Annotated in this window: 20 protein-coding genes; 11 read left to right on the top strand and 9 right to left on the bottom strand. The window is 44.4% G+C overall.

Annotation, left to right across the window (positions count from 1 at the left end; translation table 11 throughout):
• The first annotated feature begins 885 nt into the window (after positions 1 to 885).
• The 3 genes from BCT49_RS03225 to BCT49_RS03215 all read left to right on the top strand — a co-directional run bounded on the left by BCT49_RS03225 (position 886) and on the right by BCT49_RS03215 (position 2,305).
• The gene (locus BCT49_RS03225) at positions 886 to 1,173 is read left to right on the top strand and encodes a putative quinol monooxygenase (protein WP_102434164.1); all 288 of its coding nucleotides are present in this window, start codon (positions 886 to 888) and stop codon (positions 1,171 to 1,173) included.
• A complete protein-coding gene (locus BCT49_RS03220) occupies positions 1,174 to 1,764 on the top strand; it encodes a nucleotidyltransferase family protein (protein WP_102434122.1) in 591 nt (196 codons plus the stop codon).
• Positions 1,765 to 1,879: 115 nt separating this feature from the next.
• Positions 1,880 to 2,305 (top strand): bifunctional diaminohydroxyphosphoribosylaminopyrimidine deaminase/5-amino-6-(5-phosphoribosylamino)uracil reductase RibD, encoded by a 426-nt coding sequence (locus BCT49_RS03215; RefSeq protein ID WP_102434121.1) that lies wholly within the window; start codon positions 1,880 to 1,882, stop codon positions 2,303 to 2,305.
• Between the two features lie 17 nt (positions 2,306 to 2,322).
• Here BCT49_RS03215 and BCT49_RS03210 read toward each other — a convergent pair whose 3' ends face one another.
• Positions 2,323 to 2,775, bottom strand: a complete 453-nt coding sequence (locus BCT49_RS03210; protein ID WP_102434120.1) for an NUDIX hydrolase — start codon at positions 2,773 to 2,775, stop codon at positions 2,323 to 2,325.
• A 370-nt stretch (positions 2,776 to 3,145) separates the two neighbouring features.
• Between BCT49_RS03210 and BCT49_RS03205 the strand changes: the two genes are divergently transcribed.
• The 4 genes from BCT49_RS03205 (at position 3,146) to BCT49_RS03190 (ending at position 8,029) form a co-directional block, all read left to right on the top strand.
• A complete protein-coding gene (locus tag BCT49_RS03205) occupies positions 3,146 to 4,858 on the top strand; it encodes an RluA family pseudouridine synthase (RefSeq protein ID WP_102434119.1) in 1,713 nt (570 codons plus the stop codon).
• Positions 4,859 to 5,042: 184 nt separating this feature from the next.
• Entirely contained in the window at positions 5,043 to 5,423 is a 381-nt protein-coding gene (locus tag BCT49_RS03200) for a hypothetical protein (protein ID WP_102434118.1), read from the top strand.
• 303 nt (positions 5,424 to 5,726) lie between these two features.
• A complete protein-coding gene (locus BCT49_RS03195; protein ID WP_102434163.1) occupies positions 5,727 to 6,887 on the top strand; it encodes a multidrug effflux MFS transporter in 1,161 nt (386 codons plus the stop codon).
• Between the two features lie 125 nt (positions 6,888 to 7,012).
• Positions 7,013 to 8,029, top strand: coding sequence for an alpha/beta hydrolase family protein (locus tag BCT49_RS03190; RefSeq protein ID WP_102434117.1), 1,017 nt, complete (start codon positions 7,013 to 7,015; stop codon positions 8,027 to 8,029).
• A gap of 30 nt (positions 8,030 to 8,059) precedes the next feature.
• Here BCT49_RS03190 and BCT49_RS03185 read toward each other — a convergent pair whose 3' ends face one another.
• Together BCT49_RS03185 and BCT49_RS03180 are read right to left on the bottom strand one after the other, a co-directional pair.
• Positions 8,060 to 9,118 (bottom strand): helix-turn-helix domain-containing protein, encoded by a 1,059-nt coding sequence (locus BCT49_RS03185; RefSeq protein ID WP_102434116.1) that lies wholly within the window; start codon positions 9,116 to 9,118, stop codon positions 8,060 to 8,062.
• 110 nt (positions 9,119 to 9,228) lie between these two features.
• Complete coding sequence (locus tag BCT49_RS03180) at positions 9,229 to 10,185, bottom strand: GlxA family transcriptional regulator (RefSeq protein ID WP_102434115.1); 957 nt, start codon at positions 10,183 to 10,185, stop codon at positions 9,229 to 9,231.
• An 89-nt stretch (positions 10,186 to 10,274) separates the two neighbouring features.
• Here BCT49_RS03180 and BCT49_RS03175 point away from each other — a divergent pair, with 89 nt between their 5' ends.
• Complete coding sequence (locus BCT49_RS03175; RefSeq protein WP_102434114.1) at positions 10,275 to 10,835, top strand: cysteine hydrolase family protein; 561 nt, start codon at positions 10,275 to 10,277, stop codon at positions 10,833 to 10,835.
• A 106-nt stretch (positions 10,836 to 10,941) separates the two neighbouring features.
• Here BCT49_RS03175 and BCT49_RS03170 read toward each other — a convergent pair whose 3' ends face one another.
• The 4 genes from BCT49_RS03170 to BCT49_RS03155 all read right to left on the bottom strand — a co-directional run bounded on the left by BCT49_RS03170 (position 10,942) and on the right by BCT49_RS03155 (position 14,521).
• A complete protein-coding gene (locus BCT49_RS03170) occupies positions 10,942 to 12,300 on the bottom strand; it encodes a Na+/H+ antiporter NhaC family protein (RefSeq protein ID WP_017111608.1) in 1,359 nt (452 codons plus the stop codon).
• 255 nt (positions 12,301 to 12,555) lie between these two features.
• Entirely contained in the window at positions 12,556 to 13,320 is a 765-nt protein-coding gene (locus BCT49_RS03165; RefSeq protein WP_102434113.1) for a hydratase, read from the bottom strand.
• A gap of 369 nt (positions 13,321 to 13,689) precedes the next feature.
• Complete coding sequence (locus tag BCT49_RS03160; protein ID WP_102434112.1) at positions 13,690 to 13,995, bottom strand: DUF3861 domain-containing protein; 306 nt, start codon at positions 13,993 to 13,995, stop codon at positions 13,690 to 13,692.
• A 34-nt stretch (positions 13,996 to 14,029) separates the two neighbouring features.
• Positions 14,030 to 14,521 (bottom strand): DUF2798 domain-containing protein, encoded by a 492-nt coding sequence (locus tag BCT49_RS03155; RefSeq protein ID WP_102434111.1) that lies wholly within the window; start codon positions 14,519 to 14,521, stop codon positions 14,030 to 14,032.
• A 97-nt stretch (positions 14,522 to 14,618) separates the two neighbouring features.
• On the opposite strand from BCT49_RS03155, the gene BCT49_RS03150 reads away from it, so the two are divergent.
• The gene (locus BCT49_RS03150; RefSeq protein WP_102434110.1) at positions 14,619 to 15,053 is read left to right on the top strand and encodes a MarR family winged helix-turn-helix transcriptional regulator; all 435 of its coding nucleotides are present in this window, start codon (positions 14,619 to 14,621) and stop codon (positions 15,051 to 15,053) included.
• 132 nt (positions 15,054 to 15,185) lie between these two features.
• Here the strand turns inward: BCT49_RS03150 and BCT49_RS03145 are convergent, their stop codons facing one another.
• Positions 15,186 to 16,247, bottom strand: a complete 1,062-nt coding sequence (locus BCT49_RS03145; protein WP_102434109.1) for an MBL fold metallo-hydrolase — start codon at positions 16,245 to 16,247, stop codon at positions 15,186 to 15,188.
• Positions 16,248 to 16,526: 279 nt separating this feature from the next.
• Here BCT49_RS03145 and BCT49_RS03140 point away from each other — a divergent pair, with 279 nt between their 5' ends.
• Positions 16,527 to 18,425, top strand: a complete 1,899-nt coding sequence (locus BCT49_RS03140; RefSeq protein WP_241908024.1) for a methyl-accepting chemotaxis protein — start codon at positions 16,527 to 16,529, stop codon at positions 18,423 to 18,425.
• A 62-nt stretch (positions 18,426 to 18,487) separates the two neighbouring features.
• Here the strand turns inward: BCT49_RS03140 and BCT49_RS03135 are convergent, their stop codons facing one another.
• The gene (locus tag BCT49_RS03135; protein WP_102434107.1) at positions 18,488 to 20,272 is read right to left on the bottom strand and encodes an SgrR family transcriptional regulator; all 1,785 of its coding nucleotides are present in this window, start codon (positions 20,270 to 20,272) and stop codon (positions 18,488 to 18,490) included.
• A gap of 603 nt (positions 20,273 to 20,875) precedes the next feature.
• Between BCT49_RS03135 and rimK the strand changes: the two genes are divergently transcribed.
• On the top strand, positions 20,876 to 21,781 hold the full coding sequence (rimK, locus tag BCT49_RS03130; protein WP_102434106.1) for a 30S ribosomal protein S6--L-glutamate ligase: 906 nt from the start codon (positions 20,876 to 20,878) through the stop codon (positions 21,779 to 21,781).
• Positions 21,782 to 21,803: the final 22 nt, after the last annotated feature.

Below are 21,803 nucleotides of genomic sequence, written 5' to 3'. Positions count from 1 at the left end.
AGTGATAGAGGCAAAAATACGGATTGGTGATCAGTTTTGATTTTGGTTTTGGATGCTGAGTACTGAGTGAGGCAAAGATAAACTAGGAGGTATTAATGAGCTGACATTGAATTGCATTGTTGTTAATGCCTGCCAGCTCTTTGGGGGATGATTTCTTTAGTCGCCGACCAGATGAAGGTCCTTGAGAGTGCTATTGAAATCGGTTTGTTGCGTTTACAGATCTTGTAACCTGTTCTGTTGCTAAGCTTTTAATTCATCATTTTAACTTCAAGCTCTTTCGCTTTTCAGTTATCGATATCAAGCTTATTTCTTTGAAGCTTCTTTCGCTGTGTCTTTCCAGTATTGGATGCGAACGCGATGAAGCTGTGCTCTTCTCATTTTTTTCATAAGGGATATTTCCTTTTCTTTAACTGCTCTTCATGAGCTATTTTTATTGCCAACTATTCGAATCTAACGGTGTTTGACGGCCAGATCAATGATACAAATCACAAAATATATAGAGTTTTGAGTACCATTTACATCAAAGTATGACCTAGTTATCAACTATGGCTCAATTCAATCTCTTAAGCCGTTGTTCGAAATTTAGATTAGTTATCTCAGATGACAAATTCATTTCAGTATCAATACAGTTCAGTGATACGTATTTAATAGACCGGACTAACACGGATTTAGTTCCCAATAACTTGCCTTTCCTGCCCCTACCACTAACTGTCTTTTCTATACCTTCTCCGTGCCAATGTTACACCGTAACTAGCATTCCTTTTTAATTGGCTATTTTTATTCACATAGGCCTATACGACACAAACTCAAAATGGGATTATGTTTGTAACGGAAGAGCTTTTAATAGACAAAGACAGTAATGGATAAGATTAAATGGACGTGATTATGAGTAAAGTCATTCTACAAGGGCATATTCTTGTGCCAGACAACGACCTAGAAGCAGTCACACAAGCGCTGGTTGTTCATAAGGAGCTTACCCTCTCAGAACCTGGCTGTATCGTATTTCGAGTCAGTCAAAGTTCACTTCAGCCTAATCGATTTGAAGTTTATGAAGAGTTCACTAGTAGAAAAGCATTCGAAGCCCACCAACAACGAGTCAAAGCTTCTGAATGGGGTAGCATCTCAAAGAACGTAACGCGTCATTATCAAATAACCGACGTTACTACTTCATAAATGTCCGAGCTATTAACCAACCGCATCATCAGGTTGATCAAGCAAGATCCCTTGAGAATGCAGATTTTAGGTTGTGTCTCCCAACTGGGTTTACCACAATGCTATGTCGCCGCAGGCTTTGTGCGAAACCTTGTTTGGGATAACTTGCATGGCTTTGACTCCCCTACACCACTCAATGACATTGATGTGATCTACTTTGATCGTAGTGATATCGCTTACGAGTCAGCTATTCAATATGAAGCTCAGCTTCAACAGTGGTTACCTGAATTGAATTGGCAAGTTCGCAATCAAGCCAATATGCACACCCGAAATGGCGACAAACCTTATCAAAGCGCATTAGATGCGATGAGTTACTGGCCAGAGAAAGAGACGGCAGTCGCCGTAAATCAAAGCCCAACAGGGGAAATCGAGTGTATTTCTGCTTTTGGTTTAGAGAGCTTGTTTGATTTAAAAATCACACCGAACCCCAATCGCAGCCGCGACGTGTTTGATCAACGAGTCCAATCCAAGAACTGGCTAACCCATTGGTCCAAGTTAACGATTGGAAACAGCCAACGATCGGCCGGGTTCAAAATGAAAACCATTGACTAAAAAGCCAATCAGATCGAACATGCCCCGCTTATTAGCTTAGTAAGTTAGTCACTAATCTCATCAACCGCGCCTGGCGACTAACTGCTGCGCCTTCTCGTCATACAGAGTAACGATCATGAACCAACAATACATGCTGAAAGCGCTCGAAGCTTCGCGCCAAGCCCTACCTGATTGCCAACCAAACCCGCCTGTGGGCTGTGTTTTGGTCAAAAACGGAGAGGTCGTGTCGGTTGGGTACACACAAAAGGTCGGTGGAAATCACGCAGAGGTCGAGGCGCTAAATAGCTATAACCGCGAAATGGAAGGTGTTACGGCTTACGTGACATTGGAGCCCTGCTCTTTTGTTGGCAGAACACCCGCTTGTGCCAATACATTGGTTAAAGCAGGTGTAAAACACGTCGTCATTGCCATGCTAGACCCAGATCCGCGCAATAATGGTCGTGGTGTAGCGATACTCGAATCGCACGGCGTGAAAGTGGATATAGGGCTATGCCAAGCACAAGTGAGCGCCTTTTTAACCCCGTACCTTGGTAAGTCCTAGCTCTTAAACAGCCACTGCTAGTTCAATTTGACTCGGTAAAGCGGATTGACTGGCTTATCGACAAAGTATGACCAAATATGATCGTAAACCGCATGTTGGTTAGGGAACGGCGCTAACGCTTTCGCCTCTTCTAAATTGCACCAACGGTACTCGGTGTGTTCGTCATTCAATTCAATCGCTTGGTTGGGAGGACACACAACGGCAAACACTGGGATTAGCTGAATTACATTCACGTGCGCCTCGTAAAACTGCTCTAGAAACTGAGCGTTATACAAGTCTTTTACTTGAATCTGTGTCTCTTCTTCAAACTCACGAACAATAGCCTGCCAGCCTGTTTCACCCGCTTCAATCGAGCCTGCAACATGGCACCAAAACTCGCCTTTCACACGCTTCATTAATAGCATTTTCGTTTGTCCGTCGATCTTAGAAATTGCGACACCGGATACAATCGAAGTATTGAGTGGAATCATAACGTTACCTTAGGTTGAACAAGAGGGCGGCAAGGCTACCACCCTTCGTTTACGAAGTTGTCTTCTATGATTAAAAACGAGAAGTCACTCATCAATTCATGACGATCAAGCGATGCTCCTGAGTTTTTCATTCAAAATGACAACTCTTGTATCCGATCATTGAGCCATTTCTTATTTGAGGCGCTTTTCGATAAAGAGTAGAATCCCCGCCTTGTACTGTGTTTCTTCACTTTTTATTATTAGAACGTCGGTTTCTAGAAGCCTTGTTTTTAAAGGCCTCTATTTTGGTCGCTCTGTTTCTAGGCTCTATAATCATACACAGTAGACTCACAACCATTTATCACCACGATATAAGTAGTAAGACGACAATATGCACTCATCCAAACCAACGCACGACTCAGAAAACAGCCACACACCTGAGCATTGCTTCACTCGCTTTCAACAGCCGATCGAGTCATATTCGTTGCCTGAGCGTTTCACCTTCCCGTTCTATTATGAGCCGCACGAATTGTGTGAAATCGCTTCTCATCAGCTTCAACAATACCTAGAAACACAAACCGATTGGCAACATGACTTCGGGCTAGGTTCTGACGTAGGCCGCGGCAAGATGTTTGGCGTGTTACTGGTGAAAAGCCCTGAAGGTGAGCTTGGTTACTTCTCTGCTTTCTCTGGCAAAATCGCTGACCAAAACTTATTACCTCACTTTGTGCCGCCAGTCTTCGACATGCTCAGCAGCGACAGTTTTTTTCATCAAGACACGGCCGACATTATGGCTGTTAACGCGAAATTTAAAGCCCTGCAAGCGAACGCTGAATACCTTGAATTGTGTGAACAATTGGCGCAGCAGAAAGCACAGGCAGAGCAAGAGATTGAAGCCCAGCGTTTGTTAATTATAGAAGGCCGAAAGACACGTAAAGAACAACGTGAACAAGGTAAAGAAAACCTTGATGAGCAAGCCTTCGAACAACTGAATAACGAGTTAAACAAAGCCAGTGTTGCCGACAAAAATCAGCAGAAATATCTTAAGCTCAACTGGGAACAGACCCTAAATGAACTTCAAAGTAAAGTTGCTGTGTTCACCACTCAATTAGCTGAACTCAAAGAGCAAAGAGCACACCTTTCTCATCAGCTTCAGCACAAACTGTTTTCACAATACGCTTTCCAAAATGCGGAAGGCAACATTGAGGATCTGAACCAGATCTTTGAAGACACCCCAAACAAGATACCACCAGCAGGTTCTGGCGAATGCGCCGCACCCAAGCTGCTGCAATACGCGTATCTAAATGGTTATACACCGTTGGCATTGGCTGAATTTTGGTGGGGTCGTTCTCCGAAGTCTGAAATCCGTAAGCACAAGAAATACTACGCTTCTTGTCAGAGTAAGTGTGTACCGATCCTTGGCCATATGATGAAAGGCCTAGAAGTCGATCCAAACCCATTGCTAGAGAACCCAGCAGAAGGTAAAGATCTCGACATCCTGTTCCAAGACGATCACATCGTAGTGGTACATAAACCAGCAGGCTTTCTATCTGTACCGGGTAAAACGATTAAAGATTCGGCCTACACTCGCGTTCAAGAAATGCATCAAGATGTTGAAGGACCCTTTGTTATCCACCGTTTGGATATGGCGACCTCTGGCATTCTGATATTTGCTCTTACACGACGTGCAAACAAAAGTCTGCAGAAGCAATTCATTACTCGTGAAGTCGAGAAGCGCTACGTGGCAATGATCGAAGGCGTTCTAGAGCAAGATGAAGGTTATGTTCGCTTACCGCTGCGTGGTGACTTATACGACCGTCCACGTCAGATTGTCTGCTTCGAACACGGCAAGCCTGCAGAAACCAAATGGGAAGTGATTGAGCGAACCCAAGACACCACCAAGGTTTATCTGCACCCGAAAACTGGCCGTACTCACCAGTTACGTGTTCACTGTTCACACCAAGAAGGACTAGATATGCCTATCTTGGGTGATGGCTTGTACGGCAACAAGGCCGACCGACTGCACCTACATGCAGAAAGACTTGCGCTACACCACCCAGTAACCAAAGAGTGGATGGTGTTCCAATTTGACGCTGAATTCTAAGCGTTAAGACTATTTTCTGCGTTAAGTCTAGGAGATAAACCAGAGTCACAAAACGTTTGTGACTCTGACTCCCTCTTTCATCTACCTCTTTAGGGTATATCTCAACGCTTATTGCACTACATCAAGATTCATTTTCTTGCGACGAGTAGCATGCGCCTCTTCTTCTTTCCTTGAGGCCTTTGATATGTCATCAGCTGCTTTGAATTTGCACACCAATACACCAACTTCTTCTGTGATTGCCTCACAAGCACTAAACTTGAAACCACTCACAGACAAAAAGCCAGACCTAAATTCGGCAATGCTGAGCCTAATTGAAGAAGTTAAGAACGAACTCCCTCTTTACGAGTCAGAGACGTTCATCTGTGGACCGAAAGGAAACTGCTCTGGTTGTTCTAAGAAATTATTGGAGATGGTCGACAGCGAATTGATGTACTGGGAACACAGTATTTCAATCGGCCAAGGCCCTAACTTCGAAGAACTGCGCCGTTTTGGTAAGCTATGCAGCAGTGTTAGACGTGGTTTAGAACGTAATGGTTTGGTAGAAAAGCGCCCAATGAAAAGATAACCAGCTAATTCACAGCTCTTACAACCTTTCTATGAGCATTACAAACTATCGATCATCATTACAATCGAACCCGGTCACTAACAGGTTGAACTCGTTTACTATAAGAGTGATAATATTTTGTAATACAATAAGTACCAAGACAAACCATTAGAGATTTTCCGCCAAGTTCTTGAGCGGATCCATCCTTCATGTCTGACGTGTCATAAACCTTCTGAAAACCAACATCACATCCATTAAAAGTCCTTTATTGGATAACGGGGAAATACCTTGAAGAAACCACAACCAGTACTGGGTAAGACCGGTATGCTATTTTTCCTCGTCATCATCAGTGCATTTCCTCCATTGACCATCGACTTGTATTTACCAGCTCTTCCGCAAATGGTTGAGGTGTTCAATACCGACCAATCGATGGTCAACCTAACACTGAGCAGCTACTTCGTGACCTATGCGGTTGGCCTATTGTTCTGGGGCCCGCTCAGCGAAAAGTTTGGACGTAAGCCGATTCTACTCATTGGCATCGCAAGCTATATGGTAGCGAGCGTATTATGTGCCATGACCAATAGCATCGAGCAGTTGATTGGTGCTCGTATATTCCAAGCCTTTGCAGGCAGTGCCATCACCGTTATCGCAACCGCCATCGTGAAAGATCTTTATGACGGCCGAGAACGCGAAAAGATCATGGCGACCATCATGTCTCTGGTGATCATCGCACCAATGGTTGCACCGGTATTTGGCGCCTTTCTACTGAAAATTGCATCTTGGCGAATGATGTTCGTTACCCTAGCCGTTTTTGGTGCGTTCGCATCAGTATTGGCGCTTTGCTACCGAGAGACACTTGAAAGCAAATACCAAGGCTCTATTTTCCGTTCATGGGGAAGGCTGGCCGTGGTCATGAAGAATCGCTCGTTCATAAAGCTGCTGGTTATTTTCTCTATCACACCAATGGCGCTAATGGGTTTTCTTGCCGCAGGGTCTTATATCTACATCAATGACTTCGGATTGACCGAGCAGCAATTCAGTTACGCTTTCGCATTCAATGCATTGTGTGCCTCATTTGGGCCAACGCTTTATATGAAGCTATCCTATCGAGTGTCGGTTCAAAAAGTGATTTCAGCGTGTTTTGCTCTATTAGCAATTGCCGGAATCTTTACGCTGACAATCGGTGGTTTGTCACCTTGGTTCTTTATGTTTATCGCAGCACCAGCGACGCTGATGGTTATCATCATGCGAGTACCAGGCACCAACTTAATGTTGAACCAGCAAGATCAAGACACAGGCTCTGCCGTTGCATTGATTCAATTCTTTAGCATGATTTGTGGTTCACTTGGTATGGTTTTGGTTTCAATCCGCCCAGATTCGCTAATTGAAAACCTAGGCTTTATCCAATTATCGGTGGGAATCCTAGGCGGCTTGATGTGGCTGATGGTCAGAAACAAAGAGTATGTGACTAAGAAACTGAATTAGGCTCTTCCAAAATAGCTAAGTTGGTACTCAAACACGATCTAGGGCGTCCTCGATCGTGTTTTAGGTCTCGCCCTCACTGGCTTTAGCGCATATTGACTCCAATTACCTCAAATGGAGTCAACCTCATGAAATGGACATATTTACTGTTCGCATCCCTACTTTCCTTTTGTACTTCTGCCATCGCTTCCGATGTCGGATTCACTCAAGTCACCTTAACAGACGACCCTATTCGCCCCCTCAACACTGCCATTTGGTATCCTACACAAGATGAATCAAACACAACATTGATTGGCGATAATCCAGCTTTCATCGGTACGCAAATCATCAAAGATGCCAAGATTCAATCAGGTAAGTTTCCCGCTGTCCTCATATCGCATGGTTATCGTGGTAACTGGCGAAACCAGAATTGGTTGGCAACAGCACTCGCACATCGTGGATACATAGTCGCCTCAGTCAACCATCCGGGAACCACATCTTTTGACCAATCTCCAGAGCAAGCAGCCAAGTGGTGGGAAAGACCGCGAGATATCACACGAACTCTCGATTACCTATTAAGCGAAGTTCTATGGAAGCAATCTGTTAACGCCAACAATATCACCGCAATCGGGCATTCATTAGGAGGCTGGACAGTGATGCAATTGGCAGGAGCGAAAATCGATAGGGAAACCTTAGAGGCCGAATGTCTTATATACCCTAACCCACGTACTTGTGGGCTATCTGATGAATTAGGGCTATCACAAGTACAAACGGCTGAACCAAACGATAAAGACCTTTCAGACCCTCGAATACAGCGCGTGGTTAGCCTTGATTTGGGGCTTGCTCGTAGCTTTTCGGTGCAAAGCCTCAATGAAATCAATGTACCCACTTTAATACTGGCTGCGGGGATTAATATTGGCGACTTACCTCAGGCATTAGAGTCTGGCTACATGGCGGAGCATATACCTCTTAGTTCGAGACAATACAAAGTCTACGAAAACACCACTCATTTCAGTTTCATTCAACCATGTAAATCGGGAGCCGAAGCAGTGCTTGAAGAGGAAGTACCGGGCGATGGCATTATTTGTAAAGACGGCTTAGGAGCTTCACGCGGTGAACTACATCAATTGATATTGAATGACATTGTTGACTTTCTAAATCGATAAACTGAAAAGTAAACAAACTCAACCTAACACTCATGGCGAGCTCCGATACTCACTCGGAGTTTGCCCAGTAATCCTTGAAAACTCACGATTGAAATTGGACTTGGTTTGAAAACCTGAATTAAGGAAAATATCGGTTATCGTCTCATCACTTTGCTTCAATAGAGTCTTGGCGTACTCAACTCGATAAGTATTGATCACCTTCGAAATGTTCTCATTATGAGTTTGGTTAACCGCCGACGATATTTTCCGAGCTGGGATTCCTAGCTTTCTCGCCAATCGATTGAGAGACAAATCCGGATCTTTGAACACCTGATGCTCTCTCATCAACGCATCAAACTTAGCGACTATCTGCGTGACGTCTTTGTCTTCGTCTCCATCTAAGCTTACCGTTGATATCAGTGCATCAGCTTCGTCAGGTAAGCTATTTAGTGTTGGTAGTTCGCTCTGTTGTTGATTTTGCTTCTGAATCGGAGACGTACTGGTGCTGACAACAATCACAGCCCCAATAATCGCGGGAATAAGAACTAAGTAGCTAATAGATAGGATCAAGTCAGTATGTTGTGCGTTGAGCAGCAAAATATCATACGAGATAATACCGTCCACGAGAGCTGAAAACAGCAAAGCAAAACCAGCAACACGTTCAGCAAGCAAAACATTCGATACATCACTCAGCCTGACGTGCTCTGGAAAGTTAAACGATGATTTCAACAACAAGCAGCCATAGCCGAGATATAGCGAGATCAGTAATATATCTATCGCCCCGCCCCAAAGATGCTCATAAAAAAATGAGCCAACCAGAACAGCGACTGGACCTAACCAGTGCAAATGTGTATTAGGCTTACTTCGGTGAACCCCCGCAAAACAGAGCCATGCCGTTACAGGTACGCTTGCCCCTAGAACTGGCTGTAAGAAACGAAACAATGCGATATCTACCGTCCAACGTAACCCAACAACAGTAATCATCAACGCGCACAACATGATAAACCAAAATGGTTTTTGACTTGTTTGTGGGTAACGATATCGAAGCAAAACGGCCGTGATAAATAACAACAGAGCAGCAACAAATGGCAAGGGAATAGCGAGCATCAAAATTCCATTTATGTTCGAGAAAAGATCATTTCAATATCACGTCACATACTCAGTAAGTGACGCATTGAATCAGTGCAAGTGATAAGTATTGAATATCAATCTATGGTAAATCATTCCTCAGAGAGAAATCTAGAACGAAATCTTGATGGTGTTAAACCAATGATTTTCATAAAGACTTTTCGGAAGCTGTTCACGTCCTCATAGCCCACTAGGTAGCTGATTTGCTCAACCGGTTTATGAGAGCTTTCTAATAACTCGCACGCGCTTTGAATACGTACATGTTGGATATAATTGATAGGCGTGTAGCTGGTCGCTTTGGTAAATTGACGGATAAAGGTTCTTCGAGTCATAAACGCTTCTTCAGCCAATTGATCAAGAGACAACGAAAGGTGATGGTTCTTTTGAATAAAACGCTGCACCGACACAATTTTGTCATTGCCGTGAGCATAGTTCGGCACAAAGCTCTGATAGTAGCGTTGCTCTCTCAATCCCGTATCAAGCACGAGGTATTTACCTAGATTACGAGTATTGGTCGGCGTTGTATATTTGGTCAGGATAAACAAAGCGAGATCCATCCACGACATCAAACCACCAGCGGTGATAATGTCAGCGTCATCGATCAAGATTTTATCGACATCAACATCGACCTCAGCATATTGCTCCGAGAATTGTTGTTGTGCTTGCCAATGCGTTGTCACGGTTCGTCCTTGCAACAACCCCGTTCCCGCCAAAATAAACACGCCCGCGCAAGCTGAACACAGTATCGCCCCACGTTGATGAGACTGAACAAGATAATCCAACAACCCTTCATCTGGTTCTAAGTAGTAGCTGCCATCTAAGTTTGGCGGCACCAAAATGATGTCTGCTTTTGAGTTCTCGATTAATCCATCGACCGATTTAGACCAATCGTCGCAAGGCTTAATTTCAACATGAAACTGAACCTGCTCATTGGAAGGTTCGAGGCTATTAGCCAATTGAAGAAACTCTTTCACTCCAAACACAGCACTTTGCAGAGAGCCTGGATAGTCGATTATTTCGACCATTATTGATTTTGTCACTATTGCCATAGAGTCTGTCATTTTTGACGTGCGATAAAAACTACAGAGTATTCATAATATCCCTACACCGCAACACACTAAATACAAAGGTATAAACTATGAAGAACACAGCCCTACTACTTATCGACTTTCAAAATGACTATTTCCCTTCATACGAAGGTGCCAAATGGGCGCTGTCTGAAACAGAAAAAGCTGCCGAAAAAGGTGCACAGTTATTATCCGCTTTCAGAGACAAGCAACTTCCTGTGGTTCATGTACGTCATGAGTTTCCGACGAATGATGCTCCATTCTTCTTGCCAGAATCAGACGGTGCTCAAATCCACAGCAGCGTGACTCCGCTAGAAGGAGAGTCTGTTATCGTAAAGCATCAAATCAATAGCTTTAGAGACACTGAACTGAACAGGGTGCTAAAGGATCAAGGCATTGAGAAACTGATCATCGTTGGCGCAATGAGCCACATGTGTATTGATGCTGTGACTCGTGCAGCAACCGATTTAGGCTATGAATGCCACGTAGCGCATGATGCTTGCACAACCTTAGATATGGAGTTCAATGGCGTTAAGGTTCCAGCAGCGCATGTCCATGCCGCATTCATGGCTGCACTGAGCTTTGGTTACTGCAATGTCGCAACGGCCAGTGAGCTTGAAAGCCTTCTTTAACAAGTAAACCCAAATTTTCAGTCTGTTCATTACAAACACAAAAAAAGGCTCCTATTAAGGAGCCTTCTTATCAAAGCCAGTTACGACTGGGTTTGGACAATTACAATTAAGCGTTAGCCACTTGGCGTGCTGGGTGTTTGATAAACACAGCGACTACAGCCACGATAGCTAGTGCAAAACAGTAGTACGAGTTAGAAACAATCTCTAGCGGCGAAAGGTTGAACACAGAACCTAATAGCAATACCTGTGCACCGTAAGGCAATACGCCTTGAATTACACAAGAGAAAATATCCAACAAACTTGCCGAACGACGCGGAGACACGTTGTTCTCTTCCGCCAGTTGGCGAGCCACGCTACCAGACACAATAATCGCTACTGTGTTGTTTGCAGTACATAGATTCACCATAGATACCAAGCCAGCAATACCTAGCTCACTCGCACGGCCATTCGCTTGCTTAGAGTGTGAAGAGCCAAACGCACGAATCACACCGCTTACAAGGTTAGTTAGGAACGCTAGTCCGCCTTGGCGACGCATCAACTCACTCAAACCACCGATCAGCATCGACAGTAGGAAGATTTCCTGCATGTTACCGAAGCCTGCATAAATATCTTGAGCGTAATCCGTCATACCGTAGTTCTCGACAGAACCTAGGCTCACGCCACCCGCCAACAAGATACCGATTGTTAGCACAACGAACACATTCATGCCCGATACTGCAAGAATCAAAATAGTGATGTACGGCAGTACTTTCAGCCACTCGATTGGGCCTGTTTCAGGAACCTGAGTTGCCGTGCTGTTGAAAGCAAAGATAACAATCGCGATAAGAGCAGCAGGAAGTGCAATACGGATATTCTCTTTAAACTTGTCTCTCATCTCACAGCCTTGCGAACGGGTCGCGGCAATCGTGGTATCAGAGATGATAGAAAGGTTGTCACCAAACATCGCGCCACTTAAAACAACACCGGCTGTTAGTGGAATGCTCATGCCTGCTGAGTCAGCAATGCCTAACGCCACAGGTGCAACCGCAGCGATGGTGCCCATCGAGGTACCCATTGCTGTCGCGATGAAAGCTGAAATCAGGAAGATACCCGGCAGGATCATGCTCGTAGGAATCGCCGACAGACCAAGATTTACCGTCGCGTCAACGCCGCCAGACGCTTTAGCCACTGCCGCAAAAGCACCCGCCAATAGGTAGATCATACACATTGCGATAATGTCTTTGTGACCGACTCCACCCAAGAATTGTTCGATAGCACGGTTCAATTTATCTTTGCTTAGCAACAACGCCAACATCACAGCAGGCAAAGCTGCAATTGGAGCTGGAAGCTGATAGAAAGCAAAATCGACGCCTTGCAGTGACAAGTACGTACCTACGCCAATAAACAGCGCAAGGAACACGATCAGAGGGATAAGCGCCACTGCCGAAGGGGCAATTACCGCATTAGAATTTTTCGAATTGGACATGGAACGACAACACAATAGAACAGAAAGGTGAGCAGACTAATGTCACACTTAAGGCTTGTCAACGTCTAGACGTCTAAACGCCCAATTTAATGCAAAGTAATAAGCACACCATTGAACATCACATAATAGAAAAGGCTATTTACTCACCAGTAAATAGCCTTTTGAGAACAGATAGCTTTTCGAGAACAAATAGCGTGTACACAGAAGCTAGCTTTTGCTTGCTTAGTGCTGTTGCTAATTTAGCTGTTTTCTTGCTTAGTTTTTTTGTTGGAACGTCACTTGGTATTCACCAATGCCTTCGTAATGGAAGGTCGTCGGTTTATCGAAGCCCATCTCCACGATACCGCAGTATGAACCCGTGATGATTGCTTCACCCGCTTGGAAATCAATGCCACGACGAGTCATGTAGTTGATCAGCCAGTAGATAGGGCTTGGTGGTAATGTATTTGGGTGCTTACCTGCAAACGCTTGAACTTGTTCGCCTTGAGTCACTTCAATATTGATCTCAGCAGAAGTGAACGCTTTTTCACGGTCAATCTCTGGGCCAATGAACAAGCCTTGGTTTACTAGGCCATCAGCAAGCTTTTCGTAGAACTCAGCACCGCTGTCATCAGCAAAACGTGACTGCATCAACTCAAGAGCCATGTGGCAAGAACCGATCGCGTCGTTGATTTGCTCTTCGCTGTAACCTTCTTGGCTTGCAGGCAGGCTCTTAACGAGCGTAAATGCAATTTCAGGCTCAACACGTACTACGTCGTTGTCAGCAAACAGTTCGCAAACCTCACCTTGCTGAACGCTGCCCGAGAAGATAGGCGCTACAATGAACTTGTCTTCAGCCAAAGGAAGTAAACACTTCCAACCACCGACTTTGTCGCTCTTGAGATCGATCATTGAGGATTGGATCTTTAGCGCATCTTCCAAGTTATTCGGGCGGTACTGCTCGTCCAATCTTGGTGCTTTGGTTCCCGCAACACGGCGACTCAGCAGTTCTTCAGCTGCTTGCTTAAATAGATTTGTCATATAATACCACTTTTATTTTTATGACCCGTATAATATCGGATTTATTGAAGCTTGAATAGACAATTCAACAACGAAGCAACACCGAAAATTCAGCCATCAATTTTCGCATATTCTAAACGTAAACAACTGAAACTATTTTGATTTATACCAATCACAGTAAGTAAGTGTTCAGAAATAGCGCCGGAAAAAGGTTTGAGAACAAGGAATCATTTTTTGATAAGTAGTTATTCTACAATCAAAAATTATAACGCAGTTATCGAGCGTTTTAACCAGCTAGGCTGACCAGTTATTTACTACGATTGGTATTAGATACAAAAAAGCCAGTAAATTGATTACTGGCTTTCTAAGCGTACTACTGATGATTAGGCTTTACTGCCCTTTTAACGTCTTCTTCAGATTCTGCATGAAGTTTCTAAAGTGAGGCATGAAATCAACAAACAGAGGGTGCTTTCTATCTTGCATCATCATTGGGCCAAGTAAGCGGATGCTCACCCCGAGTCGCGCCGCTGATTGCTCGTCTAAGCCGCTGTCTTGTTTGATCTTCTCAACAATCGCGAACATGTTTTCTCTGTCTTCAATTTCAAACTGCATGGTTTGCAGTTCACGATCTTCTTTGATGTTCACTTCTTCGATAGTGATAAGGTAGTTGTTATGTTTGCCTGTGAATGCTGTCATGTGGATCTCCTACAATGCTTAAAAAGTGTGTTGGCTAGCTCTTCATGAATCGTTCTAGCTTAGGTTTAACCGTCATCGACATCACGACCATGATCGTAAGGCCAATCGGGAGCGCAGCAATAAATCCATTAAACCATCCACTGGTAAACGCCGATGTATCCGAAAATCCAATATTATTTGCCGCTGTTACAAATGCCATGATGGACTCCATGATCAAAGCCATAATCAATCCCACGATTAGGTTGCGAGCTTTCTCGCCGTAATTGGGTAATACCTTGGCGACCAACTTAGTCACCAAAGTCATCATTACCACGCCAATTGGCATCATAATCACGACAACTAGAGCTAACGAAGAGAGCCAGTTGCCGATGAATGCCTCACCGAATCCGACATTCATGTAGGTCATCACGGCCGTTAAGCTGCCGCCAATGGTTAGCATTAAGCTCATCATGACCAAAATTTTGTATAAAACTGGGGTGCCTTTTTGCTCAGGAAGAGTTGGCGTTAGTGTTGCTTGAATCGTCATATCTATTTCCTGTCTTGAATTTACGAACAATTAAGTTGATAATGTCAACCATAAATACAGTAGTTGATATTGTCAACCACTTTTCTGAGGATCGTTTATGTCTGATAACACATCGCTAGAGTCTATCTTTCGTTTGGTACACTCTTTGAAACGTCAAATGAGCGAGCAGATTGAGAGCTTGGACTCTGAGATCGCACCAATGAACATTCGCGTCATGAAGATCATTACTAAGAAGTCCCCATGTACGGCTATCGATATCGCGCACTTCTTAAATCGCGATAAAGCGCAGGTCACGAGATTAATTAATGCATTGATCAATCAAGAGCTTGTGAAGAAATCTCCGAACCCAGAAGACAAGCGTAGCCAGTTATTGGTTCTGACCGATAAGGGTCAAGAGATCATGGGTAAGGTTTCGAATATTGATCGAGAGATGCTGCAGAGAATGACCAAAGGCATGGCCGAAGATGAACTAGAACAGTTCCGAAAAGTCGCCAACAAAATGGCAAAGAATCTCGAAAGTTGCTCTAAATAAGAAGAAGTCTTTTCGGACAAGCCACTCATTTCAAAAAGCAAAAACGCCACCGAATCCACGATTGGTGGCGTTTTGTGTATGAGCTGGGTTTATGTAGCTTATCGGTTTAGCTATGTCTATCTGGTACAAGCTCTAATTCGATGCCAGTTTCCACCAGGCTTGAACAGGTACAGGTTCTGAAATGACGAGTCGTTCACCCATCACAGGGCTCACCATTTGCACATCTCGCTCTTTGCTTATCGCCAATGCTTGTTCCATTGGGTCTTGCCAGTCGTGCATAGAAAGGTCAAAGGTACTGTTGTGGATTGGCATCATCACCTTACCTTGAAGGTCGATGTGCGCTTGAACGCTTTGCTCTGGGAACATATGAATATCCGCCCAAAGCGAGTTGTACGCGCCTGTTTCTACCATGGTTAAATCAAACGGTCCGAAACGCTCACCAATCTCTTTAAAGCCATTGAAGTAACCAGAGTCACCACTAAAGAATACTTTCTTGTCTGAAGCGTTAATCACCCAGCTACCCCATAGGGTTTGGTCACGGTCAAGTAAGCCACGGCCAGAGAAGTGCTGTGTCGGCGTCAAAGTAAACTCAATACCTGAGGCTGTTGCCGATTCCCACCAGTTCAATTCAATGATCTTTTCTTTATCCACGCCCCACTTTTCAAGTAGCGCTCCGACTCTAAGTGGGACCAAGAATGTCCCTACTTTGTCGGCTAATACTTTAACCGCACCTTTATCTAAATGGTCGTAGTGATCATGGCTGATAACTACCACATCAATGTCAGGTAGATCTTGCAGTGAGATTGGTGTTGGGTGGAAGCGCTTTGGCCCCATCCATTGCACGGGTGATGCTCGGTCACTGAACACAGGATCGGTCATCACAAGCTTGCCATCCAGCTTCATCAGCACACTTGAGTGACCTAAGCGGTACGCAACGTCTTCAGTCTCTTCTAGCAACTGCTCGGCTGTCATAGGCATTAAAGGCAATGCAGCACGCGGCACTGACTCATTCCTTTCCACTGTCACATACGCTTTCAAGATTGAAAAAATATCAGACATACCCGATTTGTATTCCAGTTCACTGTTAACAAACTTCTTCGGAAGCTTATCTAGATTGTCGTTTGATTGTGAACCTGTGCTTACGATAGCGACCACGGCAAGTACTCCTAAAATCGGTAATAGATATTTTTTCATTGGTATCTCTTTAATCATTGGGATAAACCCAACACAAAAACTACACTGGATAGTTTACATATCAAAATACAAAAGTAAACCGATGAGTGTAACTTTTAATTTGTGAGACGTGAGCGTATAGAACTCGACTTCAAAAATACAAATAGGAAAGATCTTCCACATTTGTACAAATATCGCTCAACCCTCACTTCTACAATTCATTTATTGACCAAAGAGTCAGGTTTTATTTAACATTATATTTACAAATAAACATTGGACGTTTTTAGAAGGGACTCTAAATTGCAATTTACTATACGAACTAAGGCAATATTGGCGACGATCATCGCAGCTCTCGCCATTATCAGCGTGATGGGGATTTACTCATTTCAATCGAGCCGAGCCATTTTAATTGATAGAACCTTTGAAAGAGAGCTGCCTGCTTCGCTTGGCGAGGTGAGTAATGAAATCAACCTGAAGTTAGAAACCCCTATTCTCGCATCAAAGATGATGACGCTCTCTCCTCTGATGAAGCAAGCCTCACTCTCAGAGAAAAACCTCCGCGCCTATCTTGAGTCGGTCAAAAACGAATTCAATGCCATCAGTGCCTATTATGTATCAGACGAAGCAAGTACTTACTACACACACAATGGCGTTCTGAAAACTATCTCAGCCAACGAACAAAGTGACCAATGGTTCTACCGTTTTATCCAGTCAGACAAAGCGTTTGAGCTCTCTTTAGATATTGATGCCGGTACTGGAATCCCAGCGCTATTTGTCAACTATGTGGTGACTCGAAACGGCGAACGTATCGGTGTGACTGGCATCGGCTTGACCTTGGAAAGTATTACCCAGTTGATCAGCAACCACAGCGTGGGTAAAAGCGGTATTGTTTTTCTGGTCGATAAACAAGGGATCATCAAGGTTCACCCAGACAAAAACCTAATTGGTCAGTCGCTGGACTCTGTCGGAATTGAAAGTAGCCTGCTACTCGGTAGTCAGCAAACCATTGTTCATGAGGGTGTTGTTGACGGGCAGCCTCAAATTCTAGGCTCCAAAGCGATGCCGGGGATTGGTTGGACTCTGATTACTCAGATCCCTAAGCAAGAAGTATTAAGTGAATTAAACGGCTTCAGTCAAACCATCATCTTTATGGCTTTACTCATCGCTGCAATCTACACACCAATCGCAGCATGGGCGACCAACAAACTGTTGCTGCCTTTCGTTGAGGTTGCAGAACTATTGCAACAGATAGGAAAAGGCGGTGGCGATCTAACGCTTCGCTTGGATGACTCCCGTCATGATGAAATAGGCCAGATTGCGAAAGGATATAACCAATTTGTTCAATACCTTAGCGAGCTGCTTAAAGACGTGTCGAATACGGGTCAGCAAATATCAGAATCCATTCAGAGTGTGGATCGAATGGCTCAATCGATGGAACAAGACATCAAACAACAAACTAGCCAAATAGCACAAGTCGCCACAGCCATTCACGAGATGGGAGCCAGCTCTGACGAAATCGCCCAAAATGCTAACGGTGCTGCCGATAGCGCGAGCAGAGCTTCTAGTGCGATAAGCATCGGCCAAAAATCGGTCACCGTCACCTCAGAAAGTATTGAGCACATGAACCAACAACTCGACGACACCACGGCAATCGTTAATCAACTCGCTCAAGATGCTAACTCTATCGACACTGTGTTGGATGTGATCAGCGGTGTTTCAGAACAAACGAACTTGTTAGCATTGAATGCGGCAATCGAAGCCGCTCGGGCTGGTGAGCAAGGCCGTGGCTTTTCGGTGGTTGCTGACGAAGTAAGAACGCTCGCCTCACGAAGCCAGGCATCAACTGAAGAGATACGTGGCATCATCGAAAAACTTCAACAGCGCACGCAACAAGCCGTGGCAGCGATAGAAACAAGCACCACATTAGGAACTAACTGTCGAGTAGAGGCTTCCAATTCAGAGCAACAGCTATCGAGTATTTCTCATAGCGTTGATGAGATGAATGCTATGAACATGCAGATCGCCTCTGCGACAGGGCAGCAATCCAATGTGATCAACGAGATATCACCGCACATCTCCGGCATTTCTGAAATCGCCAGAGAGAGCGATAACATGATTGAGCGAACAGCTCAGGAGTGTCAGCACTTGCGCGCCAAAGCGATGCATTTAACGAATCTGGTTTCTCAGTACAAATGCTGATCTCACAATTTAAGTCTTCCTAGAAAAACTAGTGACCTGAGTTTTGTCAGTAAAAATTAAAGCTAATCAGCAGACCATACATTCTTGAAATCTGGCCATCCCCAGTTGGTGATGGCTACGTTTTTCAAAATGCCTTGAAAACGCACGGTTTGTAGGTGATGGAACATCGGCACTAACCAATAATCAGAAATCAACGTGGACGCAACGGGCTCCAACTCTGCCAAGTAATTCGGCAGTTCAACTGAGGCTTTGTGATGATCTAAGCGCTGTTTGAGCCAATCACTGTTCATCTCACCTAGCGCCGAGTGCAACACGGGGTCATTCATTAACCACGAAAACAATGAAGATGGCGCATTGTCGTCTAAGTTGAGGTTACACAACACCAAGTCTTCTTTAAGGTCACCGCTCTGAGAGAGTTGTGCCAGTTCTCGAAAGCTATAAGTATTCACCTCAACTTCCACACCATATCGTTTGAGTATGTCTGATACGCAAATAGCACATCGATAGAGCGCGTAATAGTTATAAACGGCGATGCTCATCTTTTTAGGCAGTTGCGTCTCTTTCGGGGGCGTTCGATACAATTTCTGCCAACTTGGTAGGATGTTCTCAGCAAAAGAGACACTGAACAAACCTTGATTTTTTTCCAATTGAGACAATACCGCTTGTGGGTTGGCTATCCCTGCGATGTACTTACGCTGCTCATCCGTTAACAGACTCGCCGCTGAATTCTGATTAAATAGAATAAACAAACACCCATCCTCAACTCGGCTACGAAGGCCATCAGTTTCAGCCGACACCAACTTCGCATCGCTTTTCCCGAGTTGATGAAAACAAGACGAGTCTTCATAAGGTGACACCTGCATTTGACTGTCATCGAAACGAGCACTGCCCGTCATCGATTCTTCAAACTGCCAAATAGTCACCTCATCGGTCAAAGAACGACAACCATAATAGAGCTCAAATGCCGCAAGCTTGATGCGTTCATTATTGGTCTCAACCACTTTGAAAGGGCCGGTTCCAATCACAGCATGAGACACCGAATTTAATGGCGATGGCTCTCGTGTGACTTGCGCAGCAGGTTGAATCGAATACTTAACACCAGCCAACAAACCAGCAAAGCCAGTGTCAGCTTTGGTCAGTTGGAAACTGATTCTTAACGGCTGCTCACTGTAAACCGAAGCAACATGGGCTAACTCTGTCTGATAGAAAGGTAGCGGTTGTAAGGCGGTAAACAACGATACTAGCTGTTTGGCGTCGACGGGTTGGCCATCGTGGAAGGTTAGTCCGGGGCGCAAATAGAAAGTCCAAACCAACTTTTCAGCATCATATTCCCAATGGTGCGCCAGTTCAGGCTTCAACTTGCCCTTGCCATTACAAGTGACGAGGCAACTGAACACTTGCCTGATCAAAAATCGTTCGCTACTGCGGTGAATATGGTGCGGGAATAGGTATTCAAACTTACGTTTATAGGTTAATTGCACGTGCAGCAGCCCTTCACGCATCGTCGCGCCAGAGGTTTCTTGGAGGAGAGAGCCAAATACAGCGCGGTCATTGTCTAGAATTGAGAGCGCTTTTTCGTATTTGCCCTGCTCTATCAGTTTACTGGCGACATGTTGAGTCAATTCTTGATTGCTAAAGCGCAAGGTCAGATTAGAACGTTGATTCCTGCCGACTTTTGGCTCCCACACCACCCATTCAGCCTGATGCATCTTGCCTAACAAGGTTCGCGCATGGCGCAAGCTGGTGAACAGCTTGTCTGCGACCTCAGTTAACGTAACCGAATGTGAGAGGTTAGGCTCGAACGAATCTAGCCTTGTGTAGTAACGCATCATGTTTAGATCAGACAAATAATGAACCTTTTTAGAAACAACCCTTCCTGATTAAGCCCATTATAAAACACATCAGCCCAAAAGTAGCGCTAAAAGACGAAAACAGGAACAACTTAACAAAAAACCATCTGTTTATTACTTCCTATTAAATAACGATAATTAATGGGTCAGCAAGGAACGACGAGTTCCTACCAAAACCTAATACAAAAGAAGTAATCATCATGAGAAAATACTATCTTAATAAGTTAAAAAGCACCTGTAGCAAGCTCGAAAGAGAAGCACTACGAACACTTATAGAGCTATGTAACTGGCGTTATTAGTACACTTTTTAGCACCGAGTTAACGCGAGTTGAGTACAACCTAATATGCTCCTACCCCCAATATGAGTTAGGTCTCAACTCGCTTTTCCATTCCAAACACCCTCTCAACCCTGCTGTACCAATCGCTCACACACTCGATAAATTTCTGTTGTCGACTCGACAAATTTAATTCGTTTTCTTAGTTAAACGAAAAGCCTTAAGGTTCGCCCCGAAGCAAGCAAGGAGCATCAGAAAAACTGAAAGCTCAGCTAACAACTAATTTATTTGCAGTTACCAATCAGGTATTAACTAAGGAAACGCCATGCGTATCGCAATTCTTTCTCGCAACGAAAATCTATACTCTACTTCTCGCTTAAAAGCGGCAGGAGAAGCTCGTGGTCACCAGGTCGATGTTATCGACACGCTGCACTGTGATATAGATATCGCGAGTAACAATCCGAAGATTCGCTACATGGGTGAAGAGCTACCTCAATACGATGCTGTTATTCCACGTATTGGCGCTTCCATTACCTTTTACGGCACTGCGGTTGTTCGCCAATTCGAAATGATGGGCACTTTTTGTATCAATGAGTCAGTAGCAATCAGTCGTTCTCGCGACAAACTGCGCTCGCTACAACTGCTGTCTCGTAAAGGTATTGGCTTACCAAAAACAGGTTTCGCTAGCCGCCCAGACAAGATTCAAGACTTGATCAAAAACGTAGGTGGGGCGCCACTGGTTATCAAGCTTCTTGAAGGTACTCAAGGTATTGGCGTAGTTCTAGCAGAAACAAACAAAGCAGCTGAAAGCGTTATCGAAGCATTCATGGGACTAAAAGCGAACATCTTGGTTCAAGAGTTCATTGAAGAAGCTAATGGCGCAGACATCCGTTGTTTTGTTGTGGGTAACAAGGTTATTGCAGCAATGAAGCGCCAAGCTGGTGAGGGTGAATTCCGCTCTAACCTGCACCGTGGCGGCACAGCTCAACTGGTTAAACTATCTAAAGAAGAGCGCGCGACAGCGATCAACGCGGCGAAAATCATGGGGTTAAACCTATGTGGTGTCGATATTCTACAATCTAAGAATGGCCCAGTTGTAATGGAAGTGAACTCTTCTCCAGGCCTAGAAGGTATAGAGAAAGCGACAGGCAAAGATGTAGCAGACATGATTTTCGGATTTATCGAAAAAAATGCAAAACCAAACGCTAACCGTACTCGTGGCAAAGGCTGATTAAACGCCGTTTACTCATGAT

This window comes from Vibrio lentus, assembly GCF_002875945.1.
GTDB classification, from domain to species: domain Bacteria; phylum Pseudomonadota; class Gammaproteobacteria; order Enterobacterales; family Vibrionaceae; genus Vibrio; species Vibrio apostichopi.
Note: the sequence above shows the minus strand (reverse complement) of the source record. Positions and strands in the feature narration are given on the sequence as shown.